General features: G+C 69.0%; 10 protein-coding genes. 6 read left to right on the top strand and 4 right to left on the bottom strand.

Features of this window, described 5'->3' with window-relative positions; all coding sequences use genetic code 11:
• Nucleotides 1–246 precede the first annotated feature (246 nt).
• Together ACFDS6_RS09790 and panC are read right to left on the bottom strand one after the other, a co-directional pair.
• Nucleotides 247–540, bottom strand: a complete 294-nt coding sequence (locus ACFDS6_RS09790; protein ID WP_375271977.1) for a hypothetical protein — start codon at nt 538–540, stop codon at nt 247–249.
• Nucleotides 541–640: 100 nt separating this feature from the next.
• Complete coding sequence (panC, locus tag ACFDS6_RS09785; RefSeq protein WP_375271976.1) at nt 641–1486, bottom strand: pantoate--beta-alanine ligase; 846 nt, start codon at nt 1484–1486, stop codon at nt 641–643.
• Nucleotides 1487–1562: 76 nt separating this feature from the next.
• On the opposite strand from panC, the gene ACFDS6_RS09780 reads away from it, so the two are divergent.
• The 3 genes from ACFDS6_RS09780 to pgmG are packed head-to-tail and all read left to right on the top strand — an operon-like array spanning nt 1563 to nt 4074.
• The gene (locus ACFDS6_RS09780) at nt 1563–2408 is read left to right on the top strand and encodes a division plane positioning ATPase MipZ (RefSeq protein WP_375271975.1); all 846 of its coding nucleotides are present in this window, start codon (nt 1563–1565) and stop codon (nt 2406–2408) included.
• Nucleotides 2405–2665: a DnaJ domain-containing protein gene (locus ACFDS6_RS09775; protein ID WP_375271974.1), complete on the top strand. Its 261-nt coding sequence runs from the start codon at nt 2405–2407 to the stop codon at nt 2663–2665. Before ACFDS6_RS09780 ends, ACFDS6_RS09775 begins: the two co-directional genes overlap by 4 nt.
• 38 nt (nt 2666–2703) lie before the next feature.
• Nucleotides 2704–4074 (top strand): phosphoglucomutase/phosphomannomutase PgmG, encoded by a 1371-nt coding sequence (gene pgmG / locus ACFDS6_RS09770; RefSeq protein ID WP_375271973.1) that lies wholly within the window; start codon nt 2704–2706, stop codon nt 4072–4074.
• Between the two features lie 42 nt (nt 4075–4116).
• Here pgmG and ACFDS6_RS09765 read toward each other — a convergent pair whose 3' ends face one another.
• The gene (locus ACFDS6_RS09765; RefSeq protein ID WP_375271971.1) at nt 4117–6195 is read right to left on the bottom strand and encodes a M13 family metallopeptidase; all 2079 of its coding nucleotides are present in this window, start codon (nt 6193–6195) and stop codon (nt 4117–4119) included.
• A gap of 163 nt (nt 6196–6358) precedes the next feature.
• Between ACFDS6_RS09765 and ACFDS6_RS09760 the strand changes: the two genes are divergently transcribed.
• Nucleotides 6359–6586 (top strand): hypothetical protein, encoded by a 228-nt coding sequence (locus tag ACFDS6_RS09760; protein WP_375271970.1) that lies wholly within the window; start codon nt 6359–6361, stop codon nt 6584–6586.
• On the top strand, nt 6583–7059 hold the full coding sequence (locus tag ACFDS6_RS09755; RefSeq protein WP_375271969.1) for a nucleoside deaminase: 477 nt from the start codon (nt 6583–6585) through the stop codon (nt 7057–7059). Before ACFDS6_RS09760 ends, ACFDS6_RS09755 begins: the two co-directional genes overlap by 4 nt.
• Nucleotides 7060–7062: 3 nt before the next feature.
• On the opposite strand, the gene ACFDS6_RS09750 is transcribed toward ACFDS6_RS09755, so the two are convergent.
• Nucleotides 7063–8832, bottom strand: coding sequence for a DUF885 family protein (locus ACFDS6_RS09750; RefSeq protein WP_375271967.1), 1770 nt, complete (start codon nt 8830–8832; stop codon nt 7063–7065).
• A 474-nt stretch (nt 8833–9306) separates the two neighbouring features.
• Between ACFDS6_RS09750 and wecC the strand changes: the two genes are divergently transcribed.
• A complete protein-coding gene (wecC, locus tag ACFDS6_RS09745) occupies nt 9307–10602 on the top strand; it encodes a UDP-N-acetyl-D-mannosamine dehydrogenase (protein WP_375271966.1) in 1296 nt (431 codons plus the stop codon).
• Nucleotides 10603–10677 lie beyond the last annotated feature (75 nt).

The raw sequence follows: 10677 nt of genomic DNA, 5'->3' as shown, positions 1-10677 counted from the left end.
CTGCGGCGAAGAAGCCGGCGGCCAAGAAAGCGGCGACGAAGAAGCCCGCCGCGAAGAAGGCGAGCACGTAATCAAGTAGGGGTCGGAGCTGCGGCGCCCGGCACCTCTCCTCCCGCCGTCATGCTGAACTCGTTTCAGCATCCATTTCGCCCCATTTGGCGTCGTCGACGAGGGCACGATGGCCCCTGAAACAAGTTCAGGGAGACGCAAGGTTGAGAGACGAACGGCCGCGTGGGGCCTGACCTCTCAGGCCGCCCGGCGGTGCAGCGCGCCGATCACGTCGCGTGCGGCGCGCTGCGCGGTCGCGATCTCGCGCGCGGTCATGTCCTCCGACACTTCGGCGCGCGCGCCCGGCGCCGCGTCGTGCCCCCAGGCGGCGGCCAGGTTGAGCCACTTGTGCGCTTCGATCAGGTCGAGCGCAGCGCCCGACGTGCCCGTGGAGTAAGCGATCCCCAGATCGTAGGAAGCATCTGCGTCGCCGGCACGGGCCTTGGCGATGCGGCGGTCGAGCAGTGAAGTCGCGTGCGAGAATACGGTCATCGGTTTGCCCCCGATTGCAGCATTGGTGCTGACCACATGCTATCGCCCGATTCGGCTCACCAAATGGTTAACGGGTTAACGGCGTTGTGAGCACGTCCGTTCACTCGCCCGGCTCGATCGCCAGATTGTCGATCAACCGCGTCGCCCCCAGCCGCGCCGCCGCCAGCAACTGCCGCCGCCGCGCCGGATCGGGCTGCGCTTGCAGCGTCTCCGCATCAACCAGCGCGACGTAATCGACGCTGAACCCGGCGGTCGCCAGATAGGTGGTGGCGTCCGCCACCGCCTTGTCGACCGGCGTGCCGCCGGCGATCGCGCGCGCTGCGATGCCCAGCGCGCGCGGCAACGCCACCGCCTTCGCGCGCTCGTCGGCGTCGAGGTAGACGTTGCGGCTCGACAGCGCGAGCCCGTCGTCCTCGCGCTGCGTCGGCACGCCCGTCACCTCGATGTCGAAGTCGAGATCGGCGACCATGCGGCGGATCACCGCCAGCTGCTGGAAGTCCTTCTCGCCGAAAAAGGCGCGCGTCGGGCGCACCTGGTTGAACAGCTTGGCCACCACGGTCGCGACCCCGTCGAAATGACCCGGCCGCGCCGCACCGTCCAGCCCTTCGCTGACCCCCGCGACCGAGATGCCCGTCGCGAAATCCGCCGGGTACATCGCCTCCACCGTCGGCAGCCACAACAGGTCGCAGCCCGCCTCGGTCAGCATCGCGATGTCGCTCGTCTCCTTGCGCGGGTAGCGCGACAGGTCCTCGTTGGCGCCGAACTGCTTGGGATTGACGAAGATTGACGCGACCACGGTGGTGCCCGGCCGCCGCGCCGCCTCGACCAGCGCGATGTGCCCGGCGTGGAGCGCGCCCATCGTCGGCACCAGCGCCACCTCGCGCCCGTCCGCGCGCGCGGCCGCGACCGCCGCCCGTAGACCGGCGAGTTCCCGATACACGTCCACGCTTTAACCCCCTCGTATCCCTGCGCCGCGGCTTCTATGATGGCGCCAAACAGCAATCAATCAGGGAAGTCGCGCGTTGTCTGACCAGGCCGAGACGCATACCGCCGGGGCCGCCACTGCCGGCCCGCACGTGATCGTGTTTGCCAACGAGAAGGGCGGCACGGGCAAGTCGACCACCGCGGTCCACACCGCGGTCGCGCTCGCCGCGCGCGGTGCCCGCGTCGCGTGCATCGACCTCGACCACCGCCAGCGCACGCTCGGGCGCTACCTCGACAATCGCGCCGCCACCGTGAAGCGCACCGGGCAGGACCTGCCGATCCCCGCGCACGCCACCGGTGATGGCCGCGCCGACGGCAATTTCGAGGATCTGTTCGCGATGTACAGCGCCGGCTACGACTTCCTGGTGATCGACACGCCTGGCCGCGACGATCCGTGCGCGCGCACCGCCGCCGCGCTCGCCAACACGCTCGTCACGCCGATGAACGACAGCTTCGTCGACTTCGACCTGATCGGGCAGGTCGATGCCGAGACGTTCAAGGTGACGCGCCCGTCCTTCTACTCCGAGCTGATCTGGGACGTGCGCAAGGCGCGCGCCAAGGCGGACGGCACGACGATCGACTGGGTCGTGCTGCGCAACCGCCTGGCCTACGTCGACGCGCGCAACATGCGCCGCGTGTCGGAAGCGCTCGACCAGCTCTCGCGCCGCGTCGGCTTCCGGATCATCCCGGGCCTCGGCGAGCGCGTGATCTACCGCGAGCTGTTTCCCGCCGGCCTCACCCTGCTCGACAACAAGTCATTCGGCGGCATGGGGCTGAGCCACGTCGCCGCGCGGCAGGAATTGCGCGAGATGATGGCGGGCTTCGCGCTGCCCGACGCCCCGCTCGAGCCGTCCGCGGCCGTCGCACCGAGCGCGGCGGCGTGAAATGGATCGTCGCCGCCCTGATCATCTGGGCGGTCTGGTGGTTGCTGCGCAAGCCGCAGCGCCGTCGCCCCGGTGCGATCCCGGCGGCGCGTCACCTGCTCGGCGTGTCGGCCGACGCGGACGCCGAGGCGATCCGCGCCGCGCACCGCCGCCTGATGGCGCAGGCGCATCCCGACCGTGGCGGCTCGACCGAGGAGGCGCGGCGCGTCAACGCCGCGCGCGACCTGCTGCTCAGCCGTCTCGAAGCCCCGCGTTGACGGTTGGTAGCGCGCGCCAAAGACGATAGCGTCGCGACATGACGCACCGTTTCCACCCCACGATCCTGCGCGACTACGACATCCGCGGCACGGTCGGCGACACGCTCAATGAGGCGGACGCCCGCGCCATCGGCCACAGCTTCGCGACGCGCGTGCGCCGGGCCGGCGGTCGCCGCGTCGCGGTCGGGCGCGACGGCCGGACGTCCTCGCCGATGCTCGAGGCCGCGCTGATAGACGGGCTGGTCGCCGGTGGCGTGGACGTGGTGCGGACCGGCCTGGGGCCCTCCCCGATGCTCTACTTCGCCGAAGCGACGCTGGAGGTCGACGCGGGCGTGCAGGTGACCGGCAGCCACAATCCGGCCGGCGACAACGGGTTCAAGCTGGTGCTCGCAAACGAGAGCTTCTTCGGCGATGACATCCGCGATCTCGCGCGTGTGGCGGAGACGGGCGATTGGGAGCAGGGCACGGGCAGCGTGACCGATGCCTCGGTGCGCGAGGATTACGTCGCCCGCCTGCTCGCAGGGCACGCCGGCGGGGCATACCGGGTCGGCTGGGATGCGGGTAACGGCGCCGCCGGACCGGTGATCGAGCAGCTCACGCGCCTGTTGCCGGGCGAGCACCACCTGCTCCACACGGAGGTCGACGGCACCTTCCCCAACCACCACCCCGATCCGACGGTCCCCGCCAATCTCGCCGACCTGCGCGCGCTGATCGCGCGCGAGCGGCTCGATTTCGGCTTCGCGTTCGACGGCGACGGGGACCGCATCGGCGCGGTCGACGCGCGCGGGCGGATCGTGTGGGGCGACCAGATGCTGGCGCTGCTCGCCGAACCGCTGCTGCGCGAGGTGCCGGGCGCGACCGTCGTGGCCGACGTCAAGTCGAGCAACGCTTTGTTCGACCGTGTCCGCGCGCTCGGCGGACGCGCGGTGATGGCGAAGTCGGGCCACAGCCAGATCAAGGCGCTGATGCGGCAGGAAGGCGCCGCGATCGCCGCGGAACTGTCGGGGCACATCTTCTTCGCGCACGATTACTACGGGTTCGACGACGCCGCCTACGCCGCGGTGCGGCTGATCCGCGCGATCGATCTGTCGGGCTGCACGCTCGCCGAGCTGGTCGACCGCCTGCCCGCGACCTGCGCCTCGCCCGAGTTGCGCATCGCCGTGCCCGAGGATCGCCGCCTCGCGATCGTTGAGGAGGTACGCGCGCGCGTTCAGGATAACGGCGCAGACATCGACTCGACCGACGGCCTGCGCGTGTCTACCAACGATGGCTGGTGGCTGCTGCGCGCATCCAACACGCAGGCCGCGATCACGCTCCGGGCCGAGGCCCGCGACGAGGCCGGGCTCGACCGCCTGCTCGCCACGATCGACCGACAGCTCGCGCTCAGCGGCGTGTCGCGAGAGGCGTAATCCGGAGAGCCGGGAGCGCGCGGGCGCCCCCGGCCCCTTCGATCACCAGATGCGCACGCGGTCGGCGGGCGCGATATACTGCTTCTCGTCGGGCGTGATCTTCCACGCCGCGTACCACGCATCGACGTTGCGCAGCGGATTGACCGCGCGGATCTGCCCCGGCGAGTGCGGATCACTGACGAGTTGCTGGCGCAGCGCCTCTTCGCGGAACAACGTGCGCCAGACCTGGCCCCAACCGAGGAAGAAGCGCTGGTCGCCGCTGAAGCCGTCGATCGCGCGCGCCGGCTTGCCGTTCAGCGAATTGTGGTAAGCGTCGAGCGAGATCAGCACGCCGCCGAGATCGGCGATGTTCTCGCCCATCGACGCCTTGGCGTTGATGTGGATGCCCGGCAGCCCGGCGAACTCGTACGCCTCGTACTGCGCGCCGTAGCGCGCCGCCTGCGCCTCGAACTTCTGCGCGTCGACGGGCGTCCACCAGTCGCGCAGCACGCCGCGACCGTCCGACTTGCGCCCCTGATCGTCGAAGCCGTGAGTGATCTCGTGGCCGATCACGCCGCCGATCCCGCCGTAATTGACCGCGTCGTCCGCCTTGGGATCGAAGAACGGCGGTTGCAGGATCGCGGCCGGGAACACGATCTCGTTCTTCACCGAGCTGTAATAGGCATTCACCGTCTGCGGCGTCATGCCCCACTCGGCACGGTCGACCGGCATGTTCATGCGGTTGCGGTCATAGTCCCACTCGAACCGCGACGCGCGCTCGGCATTGCCGACGAGGTCGCCCGGCACGATCCGCAGGCCGGTATAGTCGCGCCACTTGCTCGGGTAGCCCACCTTGACGCTGAAGCCCTTGAGCTTGTCCTGCGCCTGCTGCTTGGTCTCGGGGCTCATCCAGTCGAGCTTGCTGATCCGCCCGGCGAGCGCGACGCGCAGGTTGGCGACCAGCGTGTCCATCTTCGCCTTCGACTCGGGCGGAAAATAGAGCTGCACGTAGTCGCGCCCGACGCCCTCGCCGATCGCATTCTCGGTAAAGGCAACCGCGCGCTTCCAGCGCTCGCGCTGCTGCGGCTGGCCGTTCAGGAACTTGGAGCGGAAGTCGAACTGCGCATCGACGAACCGCTTGGAGAGCAATGGCGCGATCTGGTCGGCGGTGCGGAACGCTTCCCATGCCTTGAGCGTGTTGAGGTCGGTGTCGGCGTAGACCTTGGCGATGTTGGGGAAGGCGGTGTTCTGCGCGACGATCGCGCGCTCCGACTTGCCCAGCCCCGCGGCCTGCCAGAACGGATCCCACGCGAAGCCCGGCGCCTGCGCCTTCAACTCGGCGAGCGTCGTCAGGTTGTAGGTCTTGTCGCGGTCGCGGCTCTGCGCGCGCGTCCAGTGCGCCTCCGCGAGCCGCGTCTCCATCGCCACGACATCGTTCGCCGCCTTCTCCGCGTTCGGCCAGCCCGCCAGCCCGAGCATCTGCGCGACATATTGGCGGTAACGCGCGACCTGCGGCTGGAACTTGGGATCGACGTAGAAATCGCGGTCGCCCAGCCCCAGCCCCGACTGGCGCAGGTAGAGCGCGTAGGTGTCGGGCCGCTTCGCGTCGTCCGACACGCCGGGGCCGAAGAAGCTGCCGCCGAAGCCGCCCACCGCACGGCCCATCGCCGCTGCCATTTGGTTCTTGTCGCCGATCGCCTTGATCGCGGCCAGTCGCTCCTCGAGCGGCTTGGCATCGAGCTTCTCCGCCGCGGCCTGGTCCATGAACCCGGAGTAGAGGATCGCGGCCTTCATTCGATCGGGGTGCGCGGTGTCGCCGGCGCTGTAGCCGCCGATCAGGCTGCGCAGCCGCTGCTCCGACAGCTCGCGCAGCACCGCGAACGCGCCGTAGGACGAGCGGTCGGCCGGGATCTGCGTATTCTTGACCCAGGTGCCGTTGACGAAGCGGAACCAGTCGTCGCCCGGGCGCACGCTGCGATCCATCCCCGACACGTCGAAGCCCCAGGGACCGTAGCTGGTCGCAGCGGCGTCAGTCTCGGGCGTCTCGGCAGCGGGCGCCGCCTGCTCGACCCGGCTGAGCGCGGGCGCGGCGATCGCGACCGATGCCGCCGCGGCGGCGAGGAAGAAGTGCTTCTTGGACAAGAACTTGTCTCCGAACGGTAGAATGGTATCGTCAGTAACTAGTCTGCCATAACGGGACATATGTTGCAACGTCCCTGGCCTAATCCGGCCACCGTTTCGGCCGAGGCGGGATCGCAGCATCGTGCTCGCGCTTTATGCCGTCGTTCATGGCGGAGGATAGGACATGCGCTTCGTACAGATCGAGATGCTGCCCGCCGGCCGCGCCCTGGTCGACATCGACAAGCTGACCCACGCGGTGCCGCAGGACACCGGCACGCGGTTGTTCCTGGGCGCGCAGCACCTGGACGTGCCGCACACGCTCGACGAGCTGGAAAACGTGCTCGCCGGCCGCGCACGCGACGACGACGGCGAGCAGGGCAGCGCTGGCTTCCAGATGCGGGGCCGACGGTGAGCATCGGCGCCGACGATCTCGCGCACCTGCGCCGCTGCGTCGCGCTCGCCGCCGTGGCGGTGGACGCGGGCGACCAGGCGTTCGGCTCGCTGCTGGTGTCGGCCGAGGGCGTCGTGCTGGTCGAAGATCGCAACCGCGTCGGCGGCGGCGACCCGACGCGCCACCCCGAATTCGCGATCGCGCGCTGGGCGGTCGAGCATCTTTCGCGTGACGACCGCCGCGCCGCTACCGTCTACACCTCGGGCGAGCATTGCGCGATGTGCGCTGCGGCGCACGGGCTCGTCGGGCTGGGGCGGATCGTCTACGCGACCTCGACCGAGCAACTGACGCAGTGGATGCGCGAGCTCGGCCGCCCGTCGATGGGGATCGCGCCGCTGCCGATCACCGCCATCCTTCCCGCCGCCGACGTGGAAGGGCCGGTACCCGAACTCGCCGACGCGGTGCGCGCGCTCCACGCCCGCGCGGCCGGATGAGGATCAGGACCGAGCGGGCGCGGCCTTCTCCGCGGCGATCCAGCGTAGCATCTCCGCCTCCATCGTCGGCAGCGGCACCGATCCCATGCCCAGCAACGTGTCGTGGAAGCGCCGCTGGTCGAAGCGGGTTCCGAGCTCGGCTTCCGCCTTGGCGCGCAGCTCGCGCATCTTCATCTCGCCCAATTTGTACGCGAGCGCCTGCCCCGGCCAGCTGATGTAGCGGTCGACCTCGATCTCGACGTCCAGCTTGGCGAGCGCGGTGTGCGAGGAAAGATAGTCGATCGCCTGCGCGCGGGTCCACCCCATCGAGTGCAGCCCGGTGTCAATCACCAGCCGCGCGGCACGCCACATCTCGAACGTCTCGCGCCCGAACTCCTCGTAGGGCGTGCGGTACATGCCGAGCTTGGTGCCGAGCCACTCGGAATATAGCCCCCATCCTTCGCCGTAGCCCGAGAAATAGGTTTCGCGCCTGAACGCGGGACGATCGGGCGCCTCCAGCGCCATCGCCGCCTGGTGGCTGTGCCCCGGCACGCACTCGTGCAGCGTCAGCGAGACGAGATTGTAGAGCGGCCGCGATTTCAGGTCATAGGTGTTCATCAGGCACGCGCTCAGCCCGCCGCGCCCTGAGGTATAGACCGGCGCGATCGCGTCGGGCACCGGCTGGATCGTGAAGCGGTAGCGCGGCAGCGTGGTGAACACGTCCTTCAACCGCCCGTCCATCCGCTTGGCGACTAGCGCGGAGAAGCCGAGCAGCTCGTCGGGCGTCTTGGCGTAGAATTGCGGGTCGCTGCGCAGGAAAGCGAGGAATGCGGGAAACGTGCCCTTGAACCCGGTCTGCGCGATCGTCGCCTTCATGTCGCGGTCGATCCGCGCGACTTCGGCGAGGCCGATCCGGTGGATCTGCTCGGGCGACAGGTCCAGCGTCGTGTACTCACGTATCTGGCTACGGTAGAAGGCCGGACCGTTCGGCAGCGCCGCCGCCGACAGCGTATTGCGCGTGCCCGGCAGGTAGGTGTCGCGGAAGAAGGCGAGCAGCCTGGCATAGGCAGGTGCGGCCTGCGCGTCGATCGCCGCCTGCGCCTCGGCGCGCAGCTGCGCCTGCTCGGCCGCGGGGATGGAGGCAGGCATCTCCTTGAACGGGTCGAACAGCGGATTGGCCGACCCCTTCATCACATAGGCTTCGATCGTCTTGTCGCGCCCCACCAGCGTCACGCGCGGCGGAGTGAAGCCGCGCGCGAGCCCGGCGCGCATGTTGGCGACGTTGCCGTCGAACCAGCGCGGCACGTCGCGCAGCCGCCCGATGTAGCGGCGATAATCGTCCGCGCTCTCCAGCGCCGAATAGGGCTTCACCGCACCCCAGAAGTAGCTGTCGCTGTTGAGCGGCGCTTCGAACGTACGAAAGTCGATGTTCGCGATCTCGGCGCGCAGCGACTCGGTCAGCACGGCGGCGTTGAGCCGCTCCTCGGGCGATAGTTCCGCCGTCGGAATCGCAGCGATCCGATCCACCACGTCCTGCCAGTACGCCCTGCGCCGCGCCCAGTTCGCGGGCGCGACGGCGGGGAAGTGATCGTCGCTCTCGCTGCGCAGTCCGTCGCTGATCTGCGCAAACTCCTTCTGTCGCCACGCCCATTCGGCGTCGTAGATCGCCTTGAGCTTCCGATCTGCCGCGCTCGCCGGCGCGGTTCTGGCCGGCGCCGTTTCCGCCGGTGACGCGCCTGCCGTGCCGATCGACGCGACCGTCACCGCGAGAGACCACATCGTCTGCCTGATCATTGCTCATCCCCCGTTAGGTGAGGAGGCGCTCACCCGCGAAACTCCTGATAAGCGGGAGGCCCGGGGAGTGACAAGCAGGGTTGCCGAGTGAAGATCAACAGTGAGTACGGCGGCCCGGGCTTAATCGCCGCCCCAGAGATGCCCGGAATACCGGGGCGTATAGGTCTTACGTGAGAACGATCACAACCAGGGCCCAGAACGGCAAGCATAACGTCAAGCCGACGAACACGCCAGTGATTGGCGGTAACTTTGTCGGCCTTGCCGCGCGCCCTCGCGTTGCTTCGAAATAACTTACCATAGCAATAAATCTACGCTCATAGTTGTTAATAGTTCCCTCTTGGCGCGAAGTGGACGTGATTGCGTCGATCACCGCGGCCGCGTGAGCGTTACCGAAAACGAAACCACTTCTGCGGCATGGCGATGACCGATCCGCCCGCCATTCTCTGCGCGGGCGCGTGACGGAAGAGGTGGCTCGTGCTCGGCGGAACGGAACTCAAGGTCTGCGTACTCGGTCTGGGCTATATCGGCCTGCCGACCGCGGCGGTGATCGCGCGGACGGGGGCGCAGGTGCTCGGCGTCGACGTGTCGCCGCACGTGGTCGAGACGGTCAACTCGGGCCGCGTCCATATCGAGGAGGTCGACCTCGACGGGCTCGTCTCGGGCGTGGTCGCACGCGGCTCGCTGCGCGCCGCGACGCAGATCGAGCCCGCCGACGTGTTCGTGATCGCGGTGCCCACGCCGTTCGGTGCCGACCACGTGCCCGACATCGGTTACGTGCTGAAGGCGGCGACCGCGGTCGCGACCGTGCTGAAGGCCGGCGACACGGTGATCCTCGAATCGACCTCGCCCGTCGGCACGACCGAGCAGGTGCGCGACTTTATCGCCGATCTGCGCCCTGACCTGAAGGTGCCCGGCCGCACCGCCGGGAACGCCGATGTCGCGATCGCCTACTGCCCCGAACGCGTGCTGCCCGGCCGTATCCTGGTGGAGTTGATCGACAACGATCGCGTGATCGGCGGCATCACCCCGCGGTGCGCGCGGCGCGCGCTCCACTTCTATCGTCGCTTCGTGCGCGGTGCCTGCGTCACCACCACGTCGCGCGCGGCCGAGATGACCAAGCTGACCGAGAATGCGTTCCGCGATGTCAACATCGCCTTCGCCAACGAATTGTCGCGCGTCGCGGAAACGCTCGGCGTCGATGTCTGGGAAGTGATCCGCCTCGCCAACCGTCACCCGCGCGTCAACATCCTGCAGCCCGGCCCCGGCGTGGGCGGTCACTGTATCGCGGTCGATCCGTGGTTCCTGGTCCACGGCGCGCCCGAGGATACCGCGCTGATCCGCACCGCGCGCGAGGTCAACGACGCCAAGTGCGACCACGTGATCGCGCGCGCCGCCGCGCTGATCGCGGCGCATCCGGGCTCGCCCGTCGCCTGCCTCGGCCTCGCGTTCAAGGCGAACATCGACGATTTCCGCGAGAGCCCCGCGCTCAAGGTCGCGCTGGCACTCGCCCAGCGGTTCGGATCGCGCGTCCAGATTGTCGAGCCCTACGCCGACGTGCTGCCGCCCGCGTTCGACGGCACCGGCGCGACATTGGTCGACCTCGACGACGCGCTGGAGCGCGCGGGCGTGATGATCGCGCTGGTCGACCACGACCTGTTCCGCTCGGTCCCGCTGGAGGAGCGCAGTGCCAAGCATGTCTACGACACGCGTGGCATCTGGCCCGACCAACCGGTCACACCCGACGCGCGCGCGATTCGCCTGGCGAGCTGAGCCAGCCACCACACGATCACGGTTGGCGTGGGTACACCGCGCGGTTAAGGCTCACCCCCGGCACCCAATCGGGCC

This window comes from Sphingomonas sp. (assembly GCF_042095875.1).
Classification (GTDB): Bacteria; Pseudomonadota; Alphaproteobacteria; order Sphingomonadales; family Sphingomonadaceae; genus Sphingomonas.
The sequence above is the reverse complement of the archived record's forward strand: the minus strand, read 5'-3'. Positions and strand labels throughout refer to the sequence as shown.

Coding starts and splice junctions, on each gene's coding strand:
- ACFDS6_RS09790 (WP_375271977.1), bottom strand. CDS start 540: ATGACCGTATTCTCGCACGCGACTTCACTGCTCGACCGCCGCATCGCC.
- pgmG (WP_375271973.1), top strand. CDS start 2,704: ATGACGCACCGTTTCCACCCCACGATCCTGCGCGACTACGACATCCGC.
- ACFDS6_RS09760 (WP_375271970.1), top strand. CDS start 6,359: ATGCGCTTCGTACAGATCGAGATGCTGCCCGCCGGCCGCGCCCTGGTC.
- ACFDS6_RS09750 (WP_375271967.1), bottom strand. CDS start 8,832: ATGATCAGGCAGACGATGTGGTCTCTCGCGGTGACGGTCGCGTCGATC.